Here is a 25993-nt window from a genome sequence, read left to right as displayed (position 1 = left end):
CTTAAATAGTAGATTTTTGAGTTCTGGCAGTTACGGGCCAGTAATCGATAACGGTATTTTCTTTTATAATCTTTAAGGTGTCGTATTTCGCCACAGTAGGGCAAATATGTCTAGGTATGGCGTAATGAGCATCACCAACCTCTGGTATGGTTAAATCATCATACTTTACCACCAAATGCTCTTCGGACTGGCTTATTTGTTTACTGTGATTTAAGTCTAAAAACTCAATTCTAGGAAAAGGCATTTCAGGGGCAACTGATTTATGACCCAAGTCAAAACATAAAATGCCAGTAGTTGGTTTGCTAATTATTCTTGTAAATAATACTGCAGCTGGCAAAAAGCCCATTTCCGGAAATTGGTTTCCGTAACCAGAATCCCAAAGGAGCGTAGTGCCGGGGCTGGCATCTACATCTTTTCGTTTACAGTGAAAAGGGAAAGTAGGAGAACCTCCAGCTACAATTTTTGGGCTAGGTATTTTTTTATTTTCAATATTTTTCTTCAAATCGATTACCGCTTCAAAAGCTGTATTGCATTCTAGTTCTCGTACAACGGGGTTCGAATTACGTAGATGACCGTCATAAACATGTAAACCCTCAGCAATTAAAAATTCATTTTCATGTAATTGAGTATACAATTGTAGAGCATCGTGGTCTGGTATGATTCCCGTTCTATTCATGCCATTATTGATATCTACCCAAAGCGGAATTTTAATGTTGTTGTATGCTGCCAGTTCACTAAGAATAGATAGCGTTTTAGAATTATCTATAAGGGTTGAGAACTTAGTATTCGGGTATTTTTTAATCAATTCAATAAAACGCTGTGCATTCGTACCGTCGGGTTGCATCGCTAGTAATACGTCAATAGGATTACAGTCGCCAAGTAGTTCAGCTTCAGCAATAGTAGCGCATTTAAATTTTTGTATTCCCTTTGCCATTTGCATGTTGATGATATTGGCATTTTTATAGGTTTTTACATGCGGACGTAGCCGATTTACATCACCAATCATAGTAATCATCAAGTCGATGTTATGCTGAATCCTATCTGGATATACCAATAAAGAGGGGGAAATAACTCCGTCTGTTTCGTCTATAGAATACCAATTTTTGTTTGCCATAATTGTTAATGATGTAGTTCAAAATGAGCTTCAATTTCAACAGGAATTCCGCCAGGTAAAATCATACCAACGGCACTACGAACACCAACACCATTATCAGGTCCAAAAATATCTGCCATGAGTTCACTAAAACCATTGATGACCAAAGGTTGTTGACCAAAATCAGGAGTGGAATTCACCATCCCTAAGGTTTTTACAATTCTTTTAATCTTATCAATATCGCCAAAATGAGTTTGTATTGTAGATAGCATAGTCAATGCAACTTGCCTTGCAGCAACTTTAGCCTCTTCCATAGTCATATCATAACCAGCTCTGCCGACAATCAATGAACCGTCATTTTGCATAGGACTCTGACCAGAAATATATAGAAAATGATCAACGACTAAAACAGGTTTGTATAAACCTGCAGGAGGTGGAGCAGGGGGTAAAATCAATCCCAGTTCCTTGATTCTTTCAGATGGCTTCATTTGTATTTGTTTATATAAAAGTATTGATTACAAGAACACCTATCAATCCCATAACGCCAACAGTTGTTTCCATGACGGTCCAACTTTTTAAAGTGTCTTTAACCGATAGATTAAAGTACTCTTTAAATAACCAGAATCCGCTATCGTTAACATGAGATAACATTAAACTACCTGATCCAATTGCCAACACCATCAATTCAGGACTAACACCCGTACCTTGAACAAGAGGCAGAACAATACCGGCAGCGGTTAAACCTGCGACTGTTGCCGAACCTACACAAACACGAATAATTGTAGCGATCAACCAAGCTAATATTAAAGGGGAAATAGAAGATTGTTCTAAAATACCGCCAATATATTCGCTTACACCACTATCTATTAATACCTGTTTTAATGCGCCAGAGCCAGCAATAATAAGAAGTACCATGGTTATACCTGTAATTGCACTACCAACAGAGTCCATGACCTCTTTCATACTTTTTCCTTGACCTAAACCTAAAGTGTAAATAGCAACTAAAACGGCAATAAGCATTGCAATAGCCGGGTTGCCCATAAAAACTAAAATCTTGGTAAGAAAGAAATCCGCAGGGAGTAAAAGTTGTGCCAATGCAGCAACTGCAATTAGAATAACAGGCAAAAGTGCACTTATAATGCTATTCGCCATACTTGGCATTTCATCTTCTTTTAAAACTACAGGGTTTAGAAATTCTTTAAGCGGTGTTGCGTTAATACCTTTTAAGGTTCTTGATAGTAATGGCCCGGCAACGATTATTGCGGGTATGGCAACGATGATTCCGTATAACAGTGTTTTCCCAATATCAGCGTTAAACATAGATGCAAGTGCTGTTGGTGCCGGGTGCGGAGGTAAATAACCATGTGTTACCGATAAAGAGGCTAGCATTGGTAAGCCTACATATAAAAGGGGTAGACCAGTTGCAGCGGCGATAGTGAAAACTAGTGGGACTAAAATTACAAAACCTACGGAGTAAAACATGGGTATACCCACAATAAAGCCTGTTAATACTACAGCCCATTGAATATTCTTTTTCCCGAATTTCTCGACTAATTTTGTGGTAATGCGTTGTGCTGCCCCACTATCTGCAACCAATTTGCCTAGCATAGCGCCAAGGCCTAAAATGATAACAAGAAATCCTAAAATATTACCGATGCCTTTCTGAATGGAGTCCACCACGCTAATGGGTTCCATACCTTCAGCAATACCAACGAATAAAGAAACGATGATAAAGGTGATAAAAGCATTGAGTTTAAATTTGGCGATGAGAATAAATAGGAGAAGAATTCCTAGAATAACAATGAATAAAGGCATATTTGAATCGAGTTAGTTTAGTTGATTCTCTAAATATACCATAAAAAAAAAGCTCATCATATTTTATCTAATACGATGAGCTCAATCTATAAAATACTATAATTTATCTGTCATTTCCGGTGAAATAGCTTTGTAAACTAATCCAGCTAAAATTGCGCCTACGATAGGTGCTAGCCAGAATAACCAAAGTTGATCCAAAGCCCAATCTCCAACAAAAAGAGCTTGGCTTGTACTACGCGCAGGGTTAACCGATGTATTTGTAACAGGTATCGTTACCAAGTGAATAAGAGTAAGACAAAGTCCGATTGCTAAACCGGCAAATCCTCTTGGTGCTTTTGTGTAGGTAGAACCTAAAATAACAAATAAGAAAATGAAGGTCATTACTACCTCAATAATCAATGCAGAAGTCATACCGTATCCGCCTGGTGAGTGTTCACCATAACCGTTAGAAGCAAAGCCGCCTAAAACGAAATCTGATTTTCCTGAAGCTATGAGAAAGAGTATAGCTGCACCTGCAATACCACCCATTACTTGTGCAATGATATATGGAAATACGTCTTTGCCTTCAAAGCGTCCGCCAATCCAAACACCAATGGTTACGGCAGGATTTAAATGGCAGCCGGAAATATGACCTATGGCATAAGCCATAGTAACGACGGTTAAACCAAAGGCTAAAGAAACGCCAACAAAGCCAATACCCATTTCTGGAAAACCTGCGGCGAGTACGGCACTACCGCAACCACCTAATACTAGCCATAATGTGCCGATAAATTCTGCAATAAATTTTTTCATTTTAATAAGGTTTAATTGATTGTATTAGTTTAGAAACCAAAACCTTATAGAAGTCACAATATTTTAAATAAATTTTTAAAGATTTCGAGATAAAATAGATTTTTTGTAGATATATTATTATAAAAAAACCTTATTTCGTATGATTATTTAAATTATCGATTGAAAAATTAAAAATGAGATGAAGAGTGCTATTGGGTAAATAATTATTCTATATAATCTTCCAACTTCTGTGGTCCTTCTAATAAAATACGAACCACTCTCAAGGTGCCATCATCAGTAGTGTTTATTTGCCACTTTATTAATGAAATACATCCTTTTTCAATTTCAATACCGGTAATGCTTCTTGGGTGAACACAGCTACCATCATTAAAAAGAGGAATATCACCAGGCTCAGGAAAGCGTGGTCTATGAGTGTGGCCTACAACGGTAATTTTTAAGTTGTTTTTTAGAATCCACTTTTTTGTGCGGCGCTCTACTTTTATGAGTTCCGTATAGTTTCGGGCAGGCGATGTGGGATCGGCAATGCCCCAAACTTGTAGCGGTTTCCATAGAATTCTTACTAAAAATCTACCTACACGCCAAAACCTATAATTCCACCAATCTGCCTGGTGACCGTGGGTAAGGAAAACTTCTTGTTGCGTTTCTTTATGTTTTAAAATAAGAGCTTCATGGTATTTGATACCTTCAAAAAGAGATTTGTCTTTGTCGTCTATAGGCTCAAAATAGCTCGATAGATGTTTCTTGACATAGGCTTCATCTTTGTAGACCATATCATGATTTCCCCAAATCATATGCAATCTTTGCTCTAAATGAAATTGCTTTAAAAGCTTGAATACATTTTTATGGGCCTCAAAAATAGACTCGAAATGTATGTTCTCCCAGAGTTCGTCGCCATCACCAAGTTCACAGTAGTCAAATCCTTGTGAGTGGTAGAATTGTAAGGCATGATAATAGATGTTTCTATTGTTAGCGAAATCATCGGCAAAACTGTTGTCTCCCCTGTGGCAATCGCTGAAAAGTATGAATTTAGAAGCGTCATCAAACGGAATAACTTTGGCGTTTTTGTAAGCTCTAGTAAGTCTACTATCCGATGACATGGGTTATTTTTCGTTAAATATCCGAAAATCCAGTCAACCATAGGGCTTAGAGCCATAAAAAAACTTAGCATATTTTGTAACTTTACAAACAATTAGCAGACTAACTGAACCATGGGAAAGCTCGAGAGAAAGATAATGCCGGTTAAGCACCTCATAAGTTTTGAAAAACTTCTAGAGAAGTATGATGAACATATAAAAGGTGATGATCCTTTTTTAGCGGCTACTGCTGAACGTATTTTGTCAATTGAAAAAGGTTTTCCGGAGCTACGAAATGGTTTTTCAGATTTTACTTTATTAGAGAAGAACAAAGATGTTATCAATCAGATTCTACAAGATACATTTACAGAAGCTTTAAGTGGTAATGAGATAAAGGTAGCCACGTTACCTTATCAAGATATGATCATAAAGTCTTCTAAGCGTTTTCAAAAAATAATAGAAGAGGCAGGTAGGAATTTTGAGCCAGAGTTGAGAAACGTAGGTGATGATATGGATTATATCATGAGCTGTGTTGTGGTTTTAAACTTTTACTATGGCTATCATTTAGATTTTAGTAGACCTTATTTCTACGATATTCCAGATGCGAATGGGGTAATGCGCCATTATCGTATTTTATATAATGCAGATTTTATTGATGTTATACCTACAGAGAAATCAAAAGAGGTTACCCAAGAAGATGTAGATGAACTATTGGCTAACCCAACGGATATCAAACTCTGGATGGATAAGATTCCGCCAGAAAGCTTTATATCCAAGGGGTTTGTAATTGCCAACTTGTTCGATGTAACGATGGAGCAGGCAATTTCGAATATTAAAACGAAATTGATTTCCAAGGATACCATACAGCCTACCAATTTCATGCATGACCTGCAGGAAACGTTTAAGTCCTTTTTTAGATTACCAAATATCAAAGTTGGTTTTGCTTCTTTTGATGCTAAAAAGAACGAGTTTGAAGCGGTTGCAGGTATGGGATTCGATAGTTTTCTTTTAGGGGGGCAGCACCACATGAACTGTAAAAGTGCACTATGTGAAGATTCTTATGATAAGCTGATAGATCACAATTCATATTTTACTATTACTGATATGGATCGTAAAGTAGAGCAGTCAGGTAATATGAATCCGTATAAAGGGCTAAAGGAGCAGGGTATACAGAGTGCTATATTTGCTCCAATAGCGTATGAGGACAATCTTTTGGGGGTTTTGGAAATTGTATCTGAAAAGAAGGGTGTGCTTAACGGTGTAAATGCCCAAAAATTAGATGATGTATTACCATTTATTGTATCTGCCGTAGTTCGTGCAAAAAATGAAGAGACTAATAGAATAGATGCTATAATTCAAAATGAATGTACATCTGTTCATTCATCTGTATATTGGAAATTTCAAGAAGAGGCAAAAAAATTCATGTTAGATGAAGCAGAGGGTAGATCTCCGTCATTTAAAGAAATCGTTTTTAAAGAAGTTTATCCTTTATTTGGTCAAATTGATATAAAAGACTCTTCGCAAGCTAGAAATTTAGCTATTCAGCGAGATTTAATGATTCAGCTTTCAGAGATAGATAATGTGCTGAATATTGCAGTAAAAACATGGGATTTACCTATTTATGAAGAGCTGATTTTTAGGGTAAATAATCATTTAGAAAGTATAAAGGAAATGCTTTATACGAATAGTGAACAAGCGATTTTTGATTTTGTCCATGAAGAAATATCACCTGTTTTTGAACATCTTAAAAAATCCGATAAAGATATAGAGAAGCATATTTTAAAATATGAATCTAAAATTGATATGGGTACAGGTTCTTACTATGACCATAGAAAGAACTATGATGAAAGTGTAACATTGATCAATAAGAAGCTTTCTTCGGTTATAGATAAAAGACAAGAAAGTGCACAGGCAATGTTTCCTCATTATTATGAGCGTTACAAAACAGATGGCGTAGAGCACAATATGTATATTGGTTCTTCAATTTCGGAAAGCAAAGAATACAATTCATTATACCTTAATAATCTAAGATTGTGGCAATTGCAAGTAATGTGCGAAATGGAAAATGCCCATTACACTTTAAAGCCAAAACTACCGGTACCTTTAGATGCTGCGTCATTGATATTGGTGTACAACACGTCTTTATCCATAAGGTTTAGAATGGATGAAAAACAATTTGATGTTGATGGTACGTATAACGCACGTTATGAAGTAATTAAAAAGAGAATTGATAAATCTTACATAAAAGGTACTGATCAAAGATTAACTCAGAAAGGGGTACTTTCAATTGTGTATTCACAAAAGAAGGATGAATTGGAATATTTAAGATACATTAAGTTCCTAAAATCTAAAGGTTGCTTTACCAACAAGATAGAAATTGTTGAATTAGAAGGTCTGCAAGGTGTATCTGGGTTAAAGGCAATACGTGCAGAGATTCTTTACAAAAGAGAGCAAGAACCTGAAAAGACATATACTTATGAAGATCTTATGGATGCTTTAAAAGAATAGCACTTGGCTCAATAACTCAATTTTACGATCCGGACCAAAGAATTTAAAGGAAACGGCAAATGCTATTACTGAAAGAATCATACCAATCATGAAAATGGTATAGGTCCAACGTAGAAGAGAATACTTTCTGTTCAGTACAACTCCAAGAAAATAAAGGTCTTTGGTCAAAGAGGTGTAAATATAATCTTTGTCCTTTAGCATTTCTTGAATAGCCCATTCATACTCGCTCAGTGCCATTTTGTGAAAGTTGCCAAAAAACAAAAGGTTAACATTTTTATTGGCTACATCTTCTTTGGTGAATTCACCGCTAGTAACATTTGGTCTGGTCGCCAATACTGCTAAAACCATAGAGACCACACTAAAGAATACAAATATTACGGTTGGGTAAATAAGGTAATCATTAGATGGATTATCTAGTTTTGGTATCAGGTTAGATAGCGCTAATGATATAATAATGGCATTTACAGAAAGTAAAATATTTGCTTTTGTATCTGCAATATCACTAAGGGTAATATGATTTTTTAGGGTAACACGATATAGAGTCTGTATACCACGATCTGGACTTTCGCTTTTAAACTGAGCTTTTAATTTTTCTTTTTTGGCAAGTTTCTTTTCAGACTTCTTGTCTTTAATAAGCTTTCTTAAATTTTTGTCTTTTTTCTCTAACCAATTCTCTTTAGCGTAATCCGTATAATACTGGTGGTCTGTTCTAAATACTTGAATATTGAGCTCTAACCAATCTTTTTGATTATAGTTTTTTAAACCAAGCAGCTTCAGTTCTTCACGTAAAAGATCAGAAGTTTCAAGATAGCTGCTTTGCGCAAAATGAGAAGAATCTGCATCCCGTATAATCTCGTCCATTAAGTTTTTTGGTTTCGCATTCCACTTTGTGGCTAGTATGCAAGACTTCACCTTCTCTATTCCTTCTTTGTCGTATCCTTCTTTTGTTAAAAATTCTTCTGCAATTTCACAGCTGCTTTCTTCATGATTAGCGGTGCCCTTTGTGTACCCGGTATCATGTAACCAAGCTACTAATACAAGAAGTTCCTTATCCTGATCGGATAGAGAACATGATTCCAGTATTTGTTTAGTACTTTTAACGACTCTTTGGGTATGTCTTAGATTATGGTATAAAAACTTCTTATCCAAATGATTGGTAAGTAAGTCAACTACAAACTGTTGTGCACTATCTAAGATATCTGACATAGAAAATATTGGTTAGAATTATCCAAATTACAAAAATTTAAAGAGGACAACGTTACTATGAAAAAGATTTATGCATATCTATCAGTTTTTATATTTATAACTAGCTGTGCTACATACAAGACAAAGTATGTAGATGAAAAATATGCTATAGATGTAAACGAGTCTAAAGATATATCTCATACGTTCTATTTAATTGGAGATGCTGGTTTATCTCCCATGGGCGGAATGAATCCTGCGCTGAAGATATTTAAGGATAGGTTAGATAAAGCCGATAAGAATAGTACCGCTATTTTTTTAGGAGACAATATATATCCTGCAGGCTTACCTGATCCAAAGGATTCTACCAATGCCTATAGAACCGCCAAAAATCATTTAGATGCACAATTAAATACATTGAATAATTTTAAAGGAAGACCATTGTTTATACCGGGTAATCATGATTGGTATACTGAGGGATTGGTGGGGCTAGAACGAGAGGAAGATTACATTAAAAAAGTTTTAAAGAAAAAAGAAAAGAATCCGTTTTTACCAGAAAATGGTTGTCCAATCGATGTTGTAGAAATAGGGGATGATGTTGCAATTATAACAATAGATTCAGAGTGGTATTTGACCAATTGGGATAAACGCCCAGATATTAATGATAAATGTGATATAAAAAGTAGGGAAAAGTTTTTCTTGGAGCTTGAAGATGCCATTAAGGATTACCGTGATCGTACAACCGTCATTGCTATGCACCACCCTACCAATAGTTATGGTGAGCATGGTGGGCAATATTCTTTAAGAAAACATTTTTATCCTAAAAAAATGGCGGTGCCTTTGCCTGTTTTAGGAACTTTTATAAATGTCTTAAGAAGTACTTCTGGAGCATCTATAGAGGACGTGAATAATAAGCGTTATAGAGAATTAATGAACAGGGTAACTACCTTGGCACAGTATTCTGATCGCGTAATTTTTGCATCTGGTCATGAGCATACCTTACAATATATTGTTGAAAATAATACCCCGCAGATTGTAAGTGGTTCTGGTGCAAAAGAAGGTTTTACCAAGTTGTTGAACGGTTCTCAGTTTAATACGGGTAAAATGGGGTATGCCACTTTAGAGGTATATAAAGATGGTTCTTCTAGAGTTCGGTTTTATGGTGTAGACGATAATGATAATGAAGAGTTTTTGTTTACCAATGAAGTTTTGTCGCCAACTCAGAAAGAATATGTTGGGGAATTTACCGGTCAATTTCCAGATAGTGTAAGAGCATCCGTATATACAGAAGATGAAATTGACAAAAGCGGATTTTATAAAGGAATCTGGGGAGAGCGTTACCGTAAATATTATGGTACAGAGGTAAAAGTGCCGACGGTAAATTTAGATTCGCTAATGGGTGGTCTTGAGCCTGTTAAAAAAGGTGGCGGTCACCAATCTAAATCGTTGCGTTTACGTGCCAAAGATGGTAGAGAATATGTAATGCGAGCTTTAAGAAAAAGTGCGGAATTGTATTTGCAATCCATGGCTTTTCAAGATCAATATGTGCTAGATGATTTAAAGGAAACGTATACTCAAGAGTTATTACAGGATTTTTATACGGGATCTCACCCTTACGGTCCTTTTACTACCGCAAAATTATCTGATGCCGTAGGTGTTTATCATACTAATCCCGTTTTATACTATGTACCTAAGCAGCCTGCCTTAAAAGAGTATAATGAAACCTTTGGTGATGAACTATATATGATTGAAGAACATACTGGTGATGGTCATGGAGATTTGGCAAGCTTTGGTTACTCTGATAACTTAACCAGTACCGACGGTATGCTTGAAGATCTTCGTGATGACGAGAAATATGAGGTAGATAAAGACCTTTATTTGAGAGCACGACTTTTTGATATGGTTTTAGGTGACTGGGACCGTCATGTGGATCAGTGGCGTTGGGCAGAATTTAAAAACCAGGAGAAAGGTAAAATTATATATAGACCAATACCTAGGGATCGTGATCAGGTATTCTCAAAAATGGGAGATGGGGCGTTAATGAAAATAGCTACCCGTATTATACCAGGTTTAAGGCTTATGGAAGGTTTTAATGAAGATATTAAAAGTGTAAAGGGCTTTAATTCATCTCCAATGACCTATGTTTTGGATTTGACATTATTGGGTGAAACAGAGAAAAGTCAGTGGATAGCGCAGGCTAAATATTTACAAGAAAACTTAAAACCTAGTGATATTGATGAAGCATTTAAATCTTTTCCTGTAGAAGTGCGCGATGAAACAGTTGATGAAATCAAAGAAATTCTACTTGCACGTTTAAGTCACATTCAAGAAACTGCTAATGAGTATTATCAGATATTGAATAAATATGCTGTAGTTGCAGGGACAGATAAAGATGATTGGTTTGAGGTTAATAGGTTTAATGATGAAGAGACCGAGGTAAAAGTATTTAGAAATATAGGCGATAAGAAAAAACGAATGTTCTATTATAAGGTGTTTACAAAGGAAGACACTAAAGAATTATGGGTGTTTGGTTTAGATGATGATGATATTTTTGAAGTTAAAAATCCGTCTAATTATTCTGGTGTGAAGGTTCGTATTATTGGTGGTCATAATAATGATATTTACAGGGTTGAAGATGGAAGAAATGTGGCATTGTATGACTTTAAGAGCAAGAAGAACACCTTTGAGGAAACAGGAGGGGCAAAGATTAAATTGTCAGATGATTATGAGTTAAATACCTATCAACCACTAAAGCTAAGAAATAGCTTCAATCAGATTATACCGACTATTGGTTTTAATCCTGATGATGGTGTTAGAATAGGATTTGTAAATACCTATACCTATAATGGTTTTAGGCAAAATCCTTTTACACAGCAACACACCTTTGCAGCATCTTATTATTTCGCTACAAGCGGATTTGATTTTAAATATCAAGGTGAATTTGCACATGTATTCGAGAATTGGAATGCGGAGCTAAAAGCACGATTTACGAGTCCGAATTTTGCTATCAATTTCTTTGGATTTGGGAATAATACAGAGAATTTTGATGATGATTTGGGGCTAGATTACAACAGGGTTAAACTTAGGCAAATAGATTTTTCGCCATCATTGGTGTGGAGAGGGCAATTGGGAGCAAAAGTAAAATTAGGTCTATCATATGAAAATATAAGTGTTGAAGAAACCAATGACAGATTTATAAACACCTTTTACCAGCAAAATGGTGAGGAGACCAATAGTGACTTTGTGGGGGCACATGCTACCTATTCTTATGAAAATAAAGATAATGAAGCATTCCCGACTTTGGGAATGTCATCATCATTAGAGGCAGGTTTTAAAGAGAACCTTTCAAAAGAAGGTGGTAGTTTTGGGTATATAATACCTAGCCTAGGTTTTGATTATAAATTAATACCCAATGGTAGATTGGTGTTGGCTACCAAATGGAAGGCGCATTTTAATATTGGTAATGAATATGAATTTTACCAAGCAGCAAGTATTGGTGGTCTAGACGGCCTGCGAGGATTTAGGAATCAACGTTTTACGGGTAAAACATCTTACTATCAAAATACCGATATAAGATTTAGTTTAAAAAAGAAACGTACCAGATTATTGCCAACGGCAATGGGTCTTTTTGGAGGATTTGATTATGGTAGGGTGTGGATGCCAGAAATGAGTTCTGGTCGTTGGCACACTTCGTATGGCGGAGGGTTCTTTTTAAATGCCTCTGATATCATTTCTATCAATACTGCCATCTTCGCTAGTGAAGACGGACCAAGATTTACTTTTGGATTAGGATTCGGTTTTTAGATAAACCAGTTACTTTAAAGAATAGGTGTAAAGGTTGCCACCTTCTCCGTGTGCTTTTTCATCAGATATAAGTAAGGTGTCGTCATTAAGGAAACAAACCGATTCTAATTGGGAACGTGCTCCTAAATCAATTTCTTGCATGTTGCCCTTGGTAAAATCATCCCAAGTGAAATCTGTAAAGACAAAAAGTTTCCCATAACTGAGCGCTATGATTTTATCTCCTTTTGGAGAGATGTCTATTGAGGTTATTCGGCATGTATTCCAATCTTTACAAGGTATAAAAGTACCTACAAATGAAGCTTCATAAGAACCTTTGGTATCTGGTACGGAGTAGATACGGGCTTCGCCCGTAAAGGAATGAGACCTGTTTTTGGTTACTATAAATATTTTTCCATTTTGATGAAAAATAGCTTCAGAGTCATAAAATAGGGCGTCTTTTTTTGGAGGGAAATCCTTTTGGTCAGGGAAGTACAGTTCAATTTTTTCTGCGTCTATTTTGTCACCAGGTTCAATAGTTGGATTTGGCAGTTTTAGGATTTCTAAATTCTTGCGTTCATTGGCATTGTTACCAATATCAGCAATGTAAAGATTGCCAGCGGTATCTATTGTAAGATCTTCCCAGTCATGGTTTTTGCCATTTTTAACCTCTAACCTTTTAAGGATTTTACCTTTAAAATTTACCTGGTAGATTTCATCCTTGTTGCCGGAATCTTCAATAGCCCATATTGTAGAGTCATTATAAGTTGCCAATCCAGAATTTTCAGATAAACTACTTGGTAAATCTGCAATTACTTTTAGTTGTCCGTAGTTTGAACATGAAGTAAGTATAGAAATTAATAGGAATGTGGCTAATATAATTTTACTCATCTTGTTCTGTTAATGGCATGAAAACTTCTGCTTTCCAACGCAATGCGTCTCCACCCATGTTAGGGTTATTAAAAAAGAACTCTATAGGCTTTCTATCTACTTCTATCTGCTTTTCTTCTGCATAATCCAATAAGGTATACCAAGCCCTATCAGAAGTCATGTAATTACCGTTGTAAATTGCTTTTAAAGATTTCATACCTATAAATTCTTTATAAAAGAGGTCTTTGATAATTGGTAAAGAATCGGTTTTAATGATAGGATAGCAGAAATTAAAGCGAATACTGTCGTTCTTCATATTCCAATCGGTAGTTTCAATAAAAGGTACGCCATTTACTTGAATTTCGTTGCTGGCGATAACAGAATTTAAAAAAGGATAGCTTTCCATCATACCAAAGGCTTTATTACTTTGAACGGTTTTGTGTTCAACACAAGCACAATAGGTAGACGGTAAATGATCCTCACCCTTAAAAGTCACTTTAAATTCTTTTCTATGGATATTTAAACTCTCAATAAAATCGGTAACCGTTTTTCTGGCTTGTTTCTCAAAGTTGGTATCGGTAAAGGGAACGACCAGCTTGTTCATAAAACTGTGGTCCTTGTCCTTAACGTCAACAACTAATTGAGATGTTGAATCATTGGTTGGTGTAATGGTCCAATTATAGATATGAGTAGAGTCACCGGTAACGATTAATTGCTCAAGATGCGCTAAATCATCTTTTTGGCGAATAGAGGATTTTTGCAGTGTTTTACTCCATGATTTTAATGCTTGGTTAACTGTTCCTGTATTAGACTTCGCTATAACTCTTATTTGGTAATCCTGTGGTTTTATGAAAAAATACCAGAGTAATGCAATAGATATGACCGCTATTATAATGGTAATGCCTTTTTTCATTATAATTTATTATGTGTAAAATTTAATTATTTTTCATTTTAATTTTTGAATTCAATAGCGTACCAATTTTTCTACCTTGGCCAACACCTACTTCAACTGCAGCTCGGTAGTGAATTCCGCCATACATTCTACTGATAGCGGCTTCATCGGCAGCTTCGTTAAAAGAGTTGAATTTTCTTATCGGTAGGCCATATGGTGTTTCGGTATCGTCTTCAAAACTAAAATCTTCACCAAAAATACTGGTTAAGGCAGTTGCTGCGGCACCTGATACTACACTATGCCCGCTTGTATATTCTGGGAAAGGTGGGGTTTGTAAAATAGGCTTCCAGTTCTCGTCAATATGTTGATTGATCAAAGTTTCTGGTCTTATTAGATTACTTCGGTATTTTTCATCCCAACAGCTTATAAATCCATCGGCAATCGCCATTGAGGTTTTGGTGTATGCAAACACTGTGTCGTCAAAATTACTATTGGTTTTTTTGCTTGCAATTTTTGTGATTCCTATCCAATGTGCACCAGGAGTTATTTTTTTGGTAGCGAACATGAGGTGACCTCTTGTAACGGAAACGTAAGGGTTGCAATCCCAAAACTTGGCAATAGCAACTTCATCAGACTCATCTCCGTTCTCGGTAATTTCGTTACTGATGTTATATACCTCAATAAGTTCTTTATAGAAGTCAGAATCTTTTTCAAGAGAGAATGCTGGTGGTGGAATAGGTTTAAATTGAGAAGCCGAATCTATGATGAACGGTCTAATTTTGTTCCAATGCGGTTCTATACCATCCATATATGCGGGTGGAGTAGGTTGCCATCTTGCTTGGTCGTCGGTATTTACAGTAAACTTAGGCATCGTACGAGTTTGGCTGTAATTGTCTTTGTTCATCCACTCTTTAATATGTTCTGCAACTTTTAATCCGTAAGTTTTAGACGCTTCAAATTCAGGTTCGTTCATTGATTTCCACTGCGTGAAAAGGCTATCTTGTAAAACATCGAATTTATCTTCTGAGAAAATAAGTTGTCTACTAATATTCATGTGTGCAATTAAAGCGGATAATTGAGGGTTAATACCAGATACCGTATCAATTACAGGTATGGGTGTAAGACCTTTTAACTGACCTGACAGGGTGTTGTATTTTGGATTTACCTGTGCAACAATCTCATATGCAGCAATATTTGGGTAGGCAAATATTCTACTTGCCACCGGTGGCGAGAAAATATCATGGATCATGATATCAATTACATGATCAATTGAACTATGTAATTGATCGGGAGATACTATTATAGGTTCTTTTTTCTTTTCGGTGCAATTCGCAAGTATGACACCTATCATTATGATTAAAAAATACTTCTTCATTGTACTATGGTTTGAGTATGCTATAAACTTCTGCAGCCTTATTATTAAAGGTGAGCAAAATGTATTTGTTGTTGTTTGCGTTTAAAATATTCATGCTTCTAATCGATTTACCTGTCAAATCGAGTCCTATTTCATTGGCTAAGGTAACATTGTTGGTACTACTAATCAATGCTCCGGGGAAAGAATCAAAACGGCCATGATACGGTTTAACACCAAAATAATTTCCCGCTGCCAAAACTTCGGTTTTATTATCGCCGTTAAAGTCAAATTCCAGGAACGACATAATCGGTGCCAATTGCAATTCATAACTAAATGGAACAAAGGTAAATTTGCCATTTTCATTTTTGAGGAAACCAGAATTTAAGGTATGTACTTTTAGAATTTCTGCGTTTGGCAGCATATTTTCACCTAGTATATCTTCCATTGGTTTTCCTGCAAAAGAGCTGTAGGTATTGTATTTTTTACGAAGTGATACCAACTGACTCGATAATTCTTTCAAGCCATCTACTGGGTAATCTTTGCCATCTTTGTAAGTGCTGACAATAGTTTCTGTAGCACCGTTTTTATCAAGGTCGCCATAAAACATTTTCATAGGATGCTCTTCTGATGTGGAGAATTTGGTATTTAAACCCCAATTGCCTAAAAGATAATCTTGATCACCATCATTGTCAATATCAAAATTGATTACGGATTGCCATAAGCCATTTATTTTTTCATTTTCTAACGGATGAATTTCTTCAAATTCCCCTTCATTGTTTTGAAAGAATCTTGGTGACATCCATTCGCCAACAAATAGAATATCTTCCCATCCATCTTCATTGAAATCTGTAACTATAGCATCGGTAACCATACCTAACTTTTCAAATGGATTATTGGTTACTTTAAAATTGCCTTTATCATTATTTAAAAGATAGCTGTTAGGTTTGTTTCCATAATCTGCACTAATAGATTGATTGCAAACAATGATATCTAAATCATTATCATGGTCATAATCTAATTTTAAAAGAACGGATGCATTCTCGAATAACTCAGGAAATTCTTTTTTTGTAAAAATGGAATCATTTGAAACGTAATAAGAATCTGTTAGCGGCTTCATTTCATTAAAAAAATCTGCACCACCAGTACCTATTATCAGGTCATTTTTACCATCGGAATTAAAATCGCCAATTATAGAAGCAATATCTTCCTTGATACTATCATTTTTAATTTCCGGATAATTTTTTAAGTAAAAAGTAGAATCGCCTTGAATGTAGATTTGCGACGGAATATATTTTGACCCACCAAAGAATATATCTTCTTTTCCATCACCGTCTAAATCGCCAATACTAACAGCGGGACCTCTATCTGACATTTGATAGGGAATTAGTTTTTGACGTAAATAGTCACTGTAAGCATCTTCAATATGAACATAGTCTATACCTAGATTGTCTGAAGTTTTTTGGAACAGTAAATTCTCTTTATTTTTTAGTGAACTATAATTAAAAGGTTGAGTGTTTTCAGGATTAATATATAGTGTTTGATTAACGGCGATATTTTCAACCAGTTGAGAGCTTCTGTCTGGCCAAACAATTTTTAAAGAGTCTATGTTTTCAAGGTCTCCATAACCAAAATGAATTAAGGGTTCAGAAGAAGCTTGAAATCCGCGAACGGTGTACATTTCTTTAAACTGTTTAATTCCGTTGGCGTACGAGAATACTTTGGTGCCAATTCCGAATTTATTTTTTTCGGTGTAGTTCAGTTTAATTTTTAGCCAATTTCGCTTACTGTTGGTAGTATTTTCTTGAATTTCTGCTTTGCTATATAGATTATTGGTTATTAAATCTAAATCGCCATCATTATCTAAATCGCTATAAGCTGTTGCTCCAGAAATAATGGTGTCTTGTGCAATCCATGATTTAGATTCATCTATAAATTTAAGGTCTTTAGCACCTTTAAAGATCATGTTACCAATAAAACCTGAAGGCATCATTTTCAGTGCTTTTTGATCTACAAGGTTGGTGTTATTGATTTTTGACCGAATATTTTCGTTAGAAATATAGTTAATGTAATCAAGGTCGTTAGGACGTTTAGGAATCCCGTTACTTATATATAAATCCTGTTCTCCATCTTGGTTGAAATCCCCAAATAAAGCGCTCCAGCTCCAATCTGTAGCGGCTACACCACTCTGTAAAGCTGTTTCTAGAAACTTGCCATTTGGTTGGTTTATAGAAAGCATGTTTCTTGTATACTGATTGTGATAACCAAAAGTTTCGGTTTTTAGTTTTTGAATTTGAACATCATCATCACCTTCAGAAGACTTTAAAACGGTTTCATCTTTAGCTAACATATCTAAAGAAATAAGGTCTGGTAAGCCATCATGGTTGATGTCTGCTACATCACTACCCATAGAAAAACGGGTAGTATGTCCAAATGCGTCTTTGAGACTTTCCGTAAAAGTACCGTCACCATTATTTAAATAATAATAATCATCTTCATGAAAGTCATTGCCAATATAAAGATCAGGATATCCGTCTTGATTAAAATCAGAAACGGCAATACCTAGACCGTAGCCATTTACACCACCATAAATACCGGCATTTTCACTTACATCTACAAATTTTCCGTCATCATTTCGTAGTAATTTGTCTCCGGTTTCATAGATACGTTTGTGTCTAATTTGGGAGTTGCCATAAGAGTCTTGTGTGTGTATGGCATGATTGAGAAGGTACATATCTAAATCTCCATCTAGGTCATAATCTAAAAAAGCGGCAGAAGAACTATATGACTCAAAATCCAATCCAAATTCCGCGGCACTTTCTTTGAAAGTAGCATCTCCTTGGTTTATGAAAAGCTCGTTATATCCATTAAATCCGTTTAACCCAACAACAGCACAAACGTAAATATCTAGAAGTCCGTCACCATTAACATCACCCATTATTGTACCTGTATTCCAAGAGCTACTACCAGCGACACCTGCTGTTTCGGTAATGTCTTCAAACTGTAAGTTCCCCTTGTTCAAGTACAACTTGTTTTTTACTTGATTACCTGAAAAATAGATATCTGGCAGGCTATCATTATTGATATCGCCAATGGCAACACCTCCACCATTATAAAAGTATAGATAGTCTAAAATACTCAGGTCTTTTGTTTCGGTAAGCGTATTTTCAAAAGTTATACCCGTATCCTCAGCAGAATGTTTTACAAATAACTCCCCTGAATTTTGTTTACAACCAATGGCAAATACCAATACACATATGTATAGTATACTATTCTTCATTTAATCGATACAATTTTGGTGTGTCATTGTTGATGGCTGCGATGATAAATTCGTTTCCTTTTTTATCCTTTACAATCTGTAGTTGTTTTACTTCATTCCGTATAAAGAAACCACTGTCAGCATAGTTTTGCCATTCAAAATTCAATTTTCCGTCACCAAGGAGAACATTACCATAGTTAGCATCTAGTCTAGAATATTGGGGTTTGAATTCAAAATTATTGCCTGCCATTACAAGATCAAGATTCCCGTCCTTGTTTACATCTAAACATTGAATGCCACATATACATGAGAATTGAACTTGAGGGGGTAGAATTTTGATAGTGAAATTACCATTACCGTCATTAATTGCAATTACGGTTTCAGCAATACTTGCTTCTTTTAATATGGTATTGTCGATAACGTCATTTGTGAATAGCTCTTGAATAGTTTTAGAAGCATACTCTGAAGCTTTGATGTTCTTTTTCTTTAGGGCCAATATTTGTGTCGTCAATTCCTTTTTTTGATGAAGAGGATAATCACCGCCATCATAGTTTTGCGTGGTAATTTGTTCAATAGTACCATCATTATCAAAATCGTTTACCCACATTTTCATAGGTTGCCCAGGTGAAGGTTTGTAATGAATATTACTGCCCGTATTACCTAAAATTAAATCTTGATCTCCGTCGTTATCTAAATCATAACCTTCGACAGCACCCCACCATCCATTAAGGCTGTCAAGAGAGCTTTTAGAATCGCTAAGCCTTCTGCCAGAGTTTTTATAAATTTTTGGACTGCCCCAATCAGAAACGGTTACTAGGTCATCCTTGCCGTCACCATTCATGTCTAACCATTTAGCATCGGTTATCATTCCTGCATCTTTTAGGTCGTATGCAGAACGTTCTGTAGCATCTGTAAAAGTGCCATCGCCATTATTTAAGAGGAATAAGTGATCAGGGTTTACGCCGTAGGTGCCCACAACACTTCTTGATCCTACAAAAACATCCATATCACCATCATTATCAAAATCTGACGGAGCGACAACCGCTACATTTTTATTGATATTCGGAAGTTTGTCATTACTTAAAGAAAAATTGCCATTGCCATCGTTTAGATAAAGTCGAATACCATATGTGCCCTGCATGCCTAATTCGTTTCCTCCAGTACCGACCATAAGATCTAAATCACCATCATTATCCGAATCAAAAAAGGAAGCAGTGGTATCCTCTAGTAGTGCTTCGGTTTCAAAATATTTTACAATAGGTTTAGACAGTGAGCCATTGCCATTGTGAAGATATAATGCACCGGTTTGATTTTTTGCGCCACCTATAAAAATATCATCATTACCGTCACCATTTACATCTCCGACCGCTAAACCAGGACCTTCTTCTGCCAATGATTTAGAAATCAAACCTTCGTTGTCAAAATCCATATAGTTATTTTCTTTATGGGTCAGGAATGTATTATTATCGATCGATTTTAAAAGGGTAGAAGTTTCAGTCTCTTTAATTTTAAATATTTCGGTAGCTTCTTCTTGATTAAATGTAATGGTCTGGTTGGCTTTTACATTAATTAACTTAGAAGTAGTATCGTCAGGCCATATAATACGAATAGAGTCTAAAGTTTCAGTAGTTCCAAGACCTATAGTCATCGGGTATTCTACTGATGACTGAAAACCTCTAGACGGCATTAAGGTCTGGTCGATAATGTTATCTGGGTAATATAAACGGGCAACTGTTCCTATTCCAAATGTATTACCATCGCTTCCCTTGAATTTTAATTTTATATAATTGTTTTCTAATTGAGATTCAGAGTTATTTCGATATACGAATGTCTCCATATTTACATTATTGACAACCAAATCTAAATCGCCATCATTATCTAAATCTCCATAAGCAGAACCGTTAGAGCGACTGGGTAATTCAAAACCCCATTGTTTATTGTAGTTGCTAAACGTAATGTCCCCATTGTTTCGATATGCATAATTGGGTAATGGTGTTACAGGCATTTTATTGATGATAGAATCAATAGACTCTTTTCTGCCGGTCAAAGCCATTTTTTGAATGATTTCATTGGCAAAAAAATCAACAAAATCTAAATCGGTAAGGTCATGGTTAATTCCGTTTGTAATATAAATATCTTTTAATCCGTCATTGTCCATATCGAATAAAAGTCCAGACCAACTCCAATCTGTAGCTTCAACACCACTGTAATACGCAATCTCAGAAAAAGAGCCATTTCCATTGTTCAGCTGTAATGTATTTTGAATGTATTGCTGGTGGAAATCTTTACTCTGTTTTAGTTTGAAAATATTATAGCCTTCAAATTCCATAACAGATTTTACACGCTGGTCAGGCTCTGGCAACATGTCTGTAATGAAGATATCTGTAAGTCCGTCGTTATTGATATCGGCCATATCGACACCCATAGCGGATAAACTCAAATGGTTTGTCCATTTTTGTACCTCTTCTCTAAAAGTACCGTCTTGGTTGTTAATGTATAAATAATCTCTTTCGTAAAAATCGTTAGAAACATAGATGTCTGGGTATAGGTCATTATCGATGTCTACGACCATAACCCCAAGACCAAAGCCAATAAGGCTACCGTAAATACCAGCATCTTCACTAACATCAACGAATTTACCGTTATCATTTCTTAGAAGCATATCACCTACACCTCTAAAAATTTTTGGTACGCCCTCCCAATCTTGTGCTCTTACTTCACGTTGTTCTGCATACCCTAAGCTGCTGACTGGTATGTTACTGTTATTTAAAATATAGGCATCTAAATCGCCATCCTTGTCATAATCAAAGAAAGAGGCATGAGTGGAAAAACCTGTTTCCGCTAGATTAAACTCATGGGCTTTTTCAGTGAAAGTACCGTCTCCGTTATTAATATAAAGGTCGTTATCATGGTTGTTGCCTTCCATGTTGCCGGCATTACTTACGTAAATATCTAGAAATCCGTCATTATCAATATCTGCCATCACTACACCTGTAGACCATGGTTTGTTACCTTTTATTCCGGCTGTTTCTGAAATATCTTCAAATTTCATTTCGCCTTTATTAAGAAATAGTTTGTTAGGTTCCATATTGCCTGTCAAGAAAACATCTGCTAAACCGTCATTATTAATATCACCAATGGCAACACCACCACCATTGTAGAAATTACGGTATTTAAAAATGTTAAATTCTTTAGAGTTAGCGACTTTGTTTACAAAAGAAATACCTGTTTCTTCTGGCTGTAAAAGTGTAAATAATGTAGGTTCTGTTTTTTCTTCTAACGTATTTGCATCTTCCTTAAAGTCGCAAGAGTATAATAGGGATAAAAATAAACCAAGGCAGCTTATTTTAAGCAAATTAGAGTTCATTGTTGGGTTTGTTTGAGATAGCACTTCGAGTTATTTTGTAAGCTGTAAAAGTTGAGTTAGTTACCTGTGTGATAGTTACTTCAAAATTAATTTGCAATATAGCCAAATACCTACTATTTGTTAGGCTTATTTGGTAAAAGTCAACGTTAAAATTTAAAGAAATCGTTATAGGTATGGTCTATTAATATGAATAATGAGATTTAGTGGCTACTTTTTAGAAGTAATGGAAATAATCCAATATATTTAACCTTGACTAAATAACAAACAACTCAACTAATGATAGGAATTTTATCTTTTTTAGGCTTTACCATTTTAGTGGCCGTAATTGCATATTTGGCAACAAGGTCAACTAATGAACAAACTTCTGATGGTTATTTTTTAGGAGGAAGAAGTTTAACCGCAGGAGTAATAGCGGGATCTTTACTGTTAACTAATTTATCTACAGAGCAGATTGTTGGTCTGAACGGTAATGCCTACAGTGATGGGATACTAGTAATGGCCTGGGAGACTTTGGCGGCTATTGCCATGGTAATATGTGCTATTTATTTGCTACCAAGATATTTGAAAGGAGGTATTAGTACTATACCAACGTACTTGGAAAGAAGGTTTGATACTACAACAAAAGCAATGACATCAGGTTTATTTTTAAGTGGTTATGCTATAGTGTTATTACCTATTGTTTTGTACTCTGGGTCTTTAGCAATTAGTGGTATGTTCGACTTACCCGAGAAGTTGGGAATTTCTGAATGGGGTACAATTTGGGTTTGTGTTTGGAGTATTGGTATTATAGGGAGTATTTATGCCATTTTCGGAGGATTAAAAGCCGTTGCCGTTTCTGATACTATTAATGCTATAGGTTTACTGATAGGTGGTCTGTTGATACCTGTATTTGGACTATATGCAATAAGCGATGACAATAGTATATTAGGGGGTTTATCAAAACTTACAGCTGAACATCCAGAAAAGTTTAATGCTATAGGGTCAGAATCTTCTAGTATACCATTTGCTACGATATTTACCGGTATGGTACTGGTACAGCTGTTTTATTGGGGGACCAATCAACAAATAATACAAAGGGCATTGGGGGCTAAAAATTTAAAAGAAGGTCAAAAAGGAGTAATGCTTGCAGCGTGCTTTAAGATATTAGGACCGTTAATTGTTGTTTTGCCCGGTATTATAGCTTTTCACATGTTTGATGGTCAGTTGGACAGAGCGGATCAGGCTTATCCTAAATTAGTGGCAGCAGTTTTGCCGGTAACGTTGGTTGGTTTTTTTGCCGCTGTTCTCTTTGGAGCCATTTTAAGTTCTTTTAACAGTGCGTTGAATAGTTGTGTTACCTTGTTTGGTTTGGATATTTATAAAGAGTACATAAATAAAGAAGCATCGGAAACCAAAGTTGTTGCAGTAGGTAAGCGTTTTGGTGTTATGCTTGCACTGTTTTCAATGATATTGGCTCCTTTTTTATATTATGCATCAGATGGTCTTTTTGGTTACTTGCAGCAGGTTAATGGGGCATACAGTATTCCTATTCTATCAGCAATCGTCATTGGATTTTTAACAAAAAGAGTTCCAGCTATTGCTGCCAAAACTGGGATAATATTTGCCGTTGTGGTTTATGTAATTTATATATTTATGCAAAGAGGACTTGGTGTAGAATGGTTGCCACATATGTTGCATGTACAGGCTATTACTTTTGTCTTGACCATAACTTTAATGTTGGTAATTGGTAGATTGAAGCCTAGAGAAACAGACTATGAGCAGGAATATACAAATGAGGTAGACATTACGGGATGGAAATATGTAAAGCCCGTAGGCTTAATTATTACCTTAATAGTTGTAAGTACATATATTATATTTAGATAAGATATTATAAGGAAGTTGGGAGCTATTGCATCTTAAAATAGAGGGCTCTATTTTCTGAAATTATTGATAGCGTAACATTTTTTATTCACTTTTGTGTACATAAATGTTGCGCTATTTGTATTGGAAATAATAGTTTAATTTGACTTAACACATTAGTAATTTATAAAATAAAACAAGGAAGTTTTAAAAGCTTAGTTTCTAAAATTTAAAGAAGCTTTTTGTCATTAATTAATGTTAGTTAAAGTAATATAGTATAGTATTACAGGAGCTAGGTAAATTATTTTGCAGTCTTATAAGCTTATGAAGAAAGCAGTTTAATGGATGATTTTTTGTCGTTCTGAATACCAATATATAGCTTATTTGATTTTGTATAAAGTTGCAAAAGGAAGTACTTTGAGTTATTTATCTGAGAACACCAGCTTCAAAGATATTTGATTTTTTTTGTTGTTTCAGCAAAGTATAAAACGTAAAAAAGCCTCCAAAATTAACTGGAGGCTTTTTCAACTTAAACTTAAAATTATATATACTTAGTATCCTGGGTTTTGAACCAAGTTAGGATTTGCAAGTAATTGTGCCGGTGGAATAGGGAACACGTTGTAATCATCATTGTTAATTGTTCCTTCGGCTTTAAATAACCAATCTCTACCAAATTGACCAAAACGTATTAAATCATTACGTCTCCAAGCTTCTTGGTATAATTCTCTACCTCTTTCATCCAAAATGTCTTGCTCGGAAACTGTGCCTAGCAATTCTTGAGTGTTACGTATTGTTCTTAAGTCATTGATCATAGCTGTAGGATCGCCACCGCTTCTGAACATTGCTTCAGCTTTCATTAAATGCGCATCTGCATATCTAAATACAATTTGATGACTTATAGAAGCTTCACCATTTCTAGCAGCATACTTTTGAATACGAATACCGGTAGTTTCATCATTATTGATGAAGTTGACAGCACCTGAGCCATCTTTAAAATCTCTTTTGAAAGTAAGAGGGGCACCTTGTCTATCTTCTAAAGGAGTTCCGTCCAAATCATATTGTTGATTGATTAAGAAACCGTAACCAACGTTAGAACCATTTACATATCCATCTAATTCAGAAGCGTATGGTTGATCAGCAAAGTCTACACCTATAGTTGGGACACCACCTCTACGCTCTTCTTGACCATCAACAGTGTTTTGGTCAGCATCTAATTCATTAGATTCAGCATCTCCTTCAAAAAGGTCGTAAAACTCAGCAAGAGTACTAAATCCGTTCCAACCACCACCTTGAATGCTAGTGTTGTTGTAATGAAGTCCCATAACCACTTTATTAATAGTGTTAGCTTCTAAAGACCAGATAGTTTCAGTATCCGCGTCTGGTAAGAATAGATCGAAATATCCTTCTTGTAAAGCGTAACCTTCAGCAGTAATAGCATCAACTAAAGAAATAACTTCGGCCATATCGCCTGAGTCAGGAGATCCACCAATATAAATATGCTTGTTCAAAAGAACTTTAGCCTTTAAATATCTAGCAGCAGCTTTACTAGCTCTAAGGTTAAGATCACCGCTACCGGCAGCCGTAGCTGGAGCATTGGCAATTGCAGTTTCAATATCTGCAAGAATAAAATCAACAGCAGCTTGTCCAGATAATACTTCAGGTACAGATGAAGATGGTAGTGCTGTGTCTCTATAAGGGACTTGACCAAAATTGTCAAGAATTACCCACATACTGTAGGCTCTGATAAAGCTTGCGTCACCAATGTTCTCTGTAGATGGGTTACTTCTTGAATCTAAAACTTGAGAAGCTTGCAATTGGTTCGAATTCCATAATTGAAATACGTTAACAATGAAAGAATGTTGACCATTCCAATCATGTGTATGTAAAACTCTCCAAAGTCCGTTATCACCCCAGTCACCACCACGTGTAGGGATTAAGTGCTCATCTGAAGTTACCTCTTGAAGAGCGAAGTAGTTATCTTGCCCAGCATATTGCCCGGCAAGTGAACCGTAAAGATTCGTTACAGTTGAAGATGGATCAGCTAACCCTTGAAAGCCTTCAGAAATTATCGAATCCGTTTCTTCTATTTCTAGGTCGGTACAGGAAGAAACCCCTACCAACGATAGAATAGAAAGCGTTAAGATTTTAAAATTATTTTTCATGATATACAAT

Annotated in this window: 15 protein-coding genes; 3 read left to right on the top strand and 12 right to left on the bottom strand. The window is 35.7% G+C overall.

The window, feature by feature from the left end; translation table 11 throughout:
• Position 1: 1 nt before the first annotated feature.
• The 5 genes from UH1x_RS06495 to UH1x_RS06475 all read right to left on the bottom strand — a co-directional run bounded on the left by UH1x_RS06495 (position 2) and on the right by UH1x_RS06475 (position 4797).
• On the bottom strand, positions 2 to 1114 hold the full coding sequence (locus UH1x_RS06495; protein ID WP_482625837.1) for a D-TA family PLP-dependent enzyme: 1113 nt from the start codon (positions 1112 to 1114) through the stop codon (positions 2 to 4).
• Between the two features lie 5 nt (positions 1115 to 1119).
• Positions 1120 to 1581, bottom strand: a complete 462-nt coding sequence (locus UH1x_RS06490; RefSeq protein ID WP_482625836.1) for a RidA family protein — start codon at positions 1579 to 1581, stop codon at positions 1120 to 1122.
• Between the two features lie 10 nt (positions 1582 to 1591).
• The gene (locus UH1x_RS06485; protein ID WP_482625835.1) at positions 1592 to 2908 is read right to left on the bottom strand and encodes a gluconate:H+ symporter; all 1317 of its coding nucleotides are present in this window, start codon (positions 2906 to 2908) and stop codon (positions 1592 to 1594) included.
• Positions 2909 to 3004: 96 nt separating this feature from the next.
• A complete protein-coding gene (gene aqpZ, locus UH1x_RS06480; RefSeq protein ID WP_482625834.1) occupies positions 3005 to 3700 on the bottom strand; it encodes an aquaporin Z in 696 nt (231 codons plus the stop codon).
• A 203-nt stretch (positions 3701 to 3903) separates the two neighbouring features.
• On the bottom strand, positions 3904 to 4797 hold the full coding sequence (locus tag UH1x_RS06475; RefSeq protein WP_036156955.1) for a metallophosphoesterase: 894 nt from the start codon (positions 4795 to 4797) through the stop codon (positions 3904 to 3906).
• A gap of 111 nt (positions 4798 to 4908) precedes the next feature.
• Here UH1x_RS06475 and UH1x_RS06470 point away from each other — a divergent pair, with 111 nt between their 5' ends.
• Positions 4909 to 7281: a GAF domain-containing protein gene (locus UH1x_RS06470; protein WP_482625833.1), complete on the top strand. Its 2373-nt coding sequence runs from the start codon at positions 4909 to 4911 to the stop codon at positions 7279 to 7281.
• On the opposite strand, the gene UH1x_RS06465 is transcribed toward UH1x_RS06470, so the two are convergent.
• Positions 7270 to 8487 carry a Pycsar system effector family protein gene (locus tag UH1x_RS06465; protein ID WP_482625832.1) on the bottom strand — a complete coding sequence of 406 codons (1218 nt, stop codon included), beginning with the start codon at positions 8485 to 8487 and terminating at the stop codon, positions 7270 to 7272. The genes UH1x_RS06470 and UH1x_RS06465 overlap by 12 nt on opposite strands.
• Positions 8488 to 8544: 57 nt before the next feature.
• On the opposite strand from UH1x_RS06465, the gene UH1x_RS06460 reads away from it, so the two are divergent.
• Positions 8545 to 12267 (top strand): metallophosphoesterase, encoded by a 3723-nt coding sequence (locus tag UH1x_RS06460; protein WP_482625831.1) that lies wholly within the window; start codon positions 8545 to 8547, stop codon positions 12265 to 12267.
• 9 nt (positions 12268 to 12276) lie between these two features.
• Here the strand turns inward: UH1x_RS06460 and UH1x_RS06455 are convergent, their stop codons facing one another.
• The 5 genes from UH1x_RS06455 to UH1x_RS06435 are packed head-to-tail and all read right to left on the bottom strand — an operon-like array spanning position 12277 to position 21982.
• Positions 12277 to 13134 carry a hypothetical protein gene (locus UH1x_RS06455; protein WP_482625830.1) on the bottom strand — a complete coding sequence of 286 codons (858 nt, stop codon included), beginning with the start codon at positions 13132 to 13134 and terminating at the stop codon, positions 12277 to 12279.
• Positions 13127 to 14026: a GyrI-like domain-containing protein gene (locus UH1x_RS06450; RefSeq protein WP_482625829.1), complete on the bottom strand. Its 900-nt coding sequence runs from the start codon at positions 14024 to 14026 to the stop codon at positions 13127 to 13129. The genes UH1x_RS06455 and UH1x_RS06450 overlap by 8 nt, the downstream gene beginning before the upstream one ends.
• Before the next feature lie 22 nt (positions 14027 to 14048).
• Entirely contained in the window at positions 14049 to 15380 is a 1332-nt protein-coding gene (locus tag UH1x_RS06445; protein WP_482625828.1) for a vanadium-dependent haloperoxidase, read from the bottom strand.
• A gap of 4 nt (positions 15381 to 15384) precedes the next feature.
• On the bottom strand, positions 15385 to 18636 hold the full coding sequence (locus UH1x_RS06440) for a VCBS repeat-containing protein (protein ID WP_482625827.1): 3252 nt from the start codon (positions 18634 to 18636) through the stop codon (positions 15385 to 15387).
• A complete protein-coding gene (locus UH1x_RS06435) occupies positions 18626 to 21982 on the bottom strand; it encodes a VCBS repeat-containing protein (protein ID WP_482625826.1) in 3357 nt (1118 codons plus the stop codon). The genes UH1x_RS06440 and UH1x_RS06435 overlap by 11 nt, the downstream gene beginning before the upstream one ends.
• Positions 21983 to 22258: 276 nt before the next feature.
• On the opposite strand from UH1x_RS06435, the gene UH1x_RS06430 reads away from it, so the two are divergent.
• Positions 22259 to 23845: a solute:sodium symporter family transporter gene (locus UH1x_RS06430; RefSeq protein WP_482625825.1), complete on the top strand. Its 1587-nt coding sequence runs from the start codon at positions 22259 to 22261 to the stop codon at positions 23843 to 23845.
• A 527-nt stretch (positions 23846 to 24372) separates the two neighbouring features.
• Here UH1x_RS06430 and UH1x_RS06425 read toward each other — a convergent pair.
• Positions 24373 to 25983, bottom strand: a complete 1611-nt coding sequence (locus UH1x_RS06425; RefSeq protein ID WP_482625824.1) for a RagB/SusD family nutrient uptake outer membrane protein — start codon at positions 25981 to 25983, stop codon at positions 24373 to 24375.
• Between the last annotated feature and the right edge of the window lie 10 nt (positions 25984 to 25993).

This window comes from Maribacter sp. UH1 (genome assembly GCF_056839145.1).
This window is presented reverse-complemented; position numbering and strand designations above follow the sequence as displayed.

What these genes read in the sequence shown, in the direction of transcription:
- UH1x_RS06465 (WP_482625832.1), bottom strand. Translation starts at nt 8,487, where the DNA reads ATGTCAGATATCTTAGATAGTGCACAACAGTTTGTAGTTGACTTACTT.
- UH1x_RS06445 (WP_482625828.1), bottom strand. Translation starts at nt 15,380, where the DNA reads ATGAAGAAGTATTTTTTAATCATAATGATAGGTGTCATACTTGCGAAT.
- UH1x_RS06450 (WP_482625829.1), bottom strand. Translation starts at nt 14,026, where the DNA reads ATGAAAAAAGGCATTACCATTATAATAGCGGTCATATCTATTGCATTA.
- UH1x_RS06440 (WP_482625827.1), bottom strand. Translation starts at nt 18,636, where the DNA reads ATGAAGAATAGTATACTATACATATGTGTATTGGTATTTGCCATTGGT.
- UH1x_RS06455 (WP_482625830.1), bottom strand. Translation starts at nt 13,134, where the DNA reads ATGAGTAAAATTATATTAGCCACATTCCTATTAATTTCTATACTTACT.
- UH1x_RS06490 (WP_482625836.1), bottom strand. Translation starts at nt 1,581, where the DNA reads ATGAAGCCATCTGAAAGAATCAAGGAACTGGGATTGATTTTACCCCCT.
- UH1x_RS06460 (WP_482625831.1), top strand. Translation starts at nt 8,545, where the DNA reads ATGAAAAAGATTTATGCATATCTATCAGTTTTTATATTTATAACTAGC.
- UH1x_RS06470 (WP_482625833.1), top strand. Translation starts at nt 4,909, where the DNA reads ATGGGAAAGCTCGAGAGAAAGATAATGCCGGTTAAGCACCTCATAAGT.
- UH1x_RS06425 (WP_482625824.1), bottom strand. Translation starts at nt 25,983, where the DNA reads ATGAAAAATAATTTTAAAATCTTAACGCTTTCTATTCTATCGTTGGTA.
- UH1x_RS06475 (WP_036156955.1), bottom strand. Translation starts at nt 4,797, where the DNA reads ATGTCATCGGATAGTAGACTTACTAGAGCTTACAAAAACGCCAAAGTT.
- aqpZ (WP_482625834.1), bottom strand. Translation starts at nt 3,700, where the DNA reads ATGAAAAAATTTATTGCAGAATTTATCGGCACATTATGGCTAGTATTA.
- UH1x_RS06485 (WP_482625835.1), bottom strand. Translation starts at nt 2,908, where the DNA reads ATGCCTTTATTCATTGTTATTCTAGGAATTCTTCTCCTATTTATTCTC.
- UH1x_RS06495 (WP_482625837.1), bottom strand. Translation starts at nt 1,114, where the DNA reads ATGGCAAACAAAAATTGGTATTCTATAGACGAAACAGACGGAGTTATT.
- UH1x_RS06430 (WP_482625825.1), top strand. Translation starts at nt 22,259, where the DNA reads ATGATAGGAATTTTATCTTTTTTAGGCTTTACCATTTTAGTGGCCGTA.
- UH1x_RS06435 (WP_482625826.1), bottom strand. Translation starts at nt 21,982, where the DNA reads ATGAACTCTAATTTGCTTAAAATAAGCTGCCTTGGTTTATTTTTATCC.